We start from the raw sequence: 312 nt of genomic DNA on the forward strand, positions 1-312 counted from the left end.
CTTGTGGCTTGACCGTTGCGTCAATTCCGCATTCCGCGAACGAGGGCTAAAGCCCCCGTGGTCGCTGAATGCTGCATTGACCCAACTACTGCGCCGCTTGCCGCGCATCAAACGCGGCTGACTTGCAGTACTCCTTCATGACGTATGTACCGTTGTCGCAAAGGCAGCGGAACCACTCGGGGCGGTTCGCGCGCGCAAAGCGCAACAGGTACGCATACGAGTACTGGCCTTGCTCGTCCACGAAGGCCATCATCTCGCCGATGTACCCATACTTGTCGTTATCGCGGGTCTTGAGATCCGCGTAATCGGCGT

The 312-nt window shown here is 58.7% G+C and carries 1 protein-coding gene; it reads right to left on the reverse strand.

The window, feature by feature from the left end; genetic code table 11:
• Nucleotides 1–85: 85 nt before the first annotated feature.
• On the reverse strand, nucleotides 86–312 hold a 227-nt coding region (locus tag NE591_RS13780; RefSeq protein WP_256156923.1), incomplete at its 5' end, for a replication protein.

The sequence above is a fragment of the Adlercreutzia sp. DFI.6.23 genome (assembly GCF_024462535.1).
Lineage (GTDB): Bacteria > Actinomycetota > Coriobacteriia > Coriobacteriales > Eggerthellaceae > Adlercreutzia > Adlercreutzia rubneri.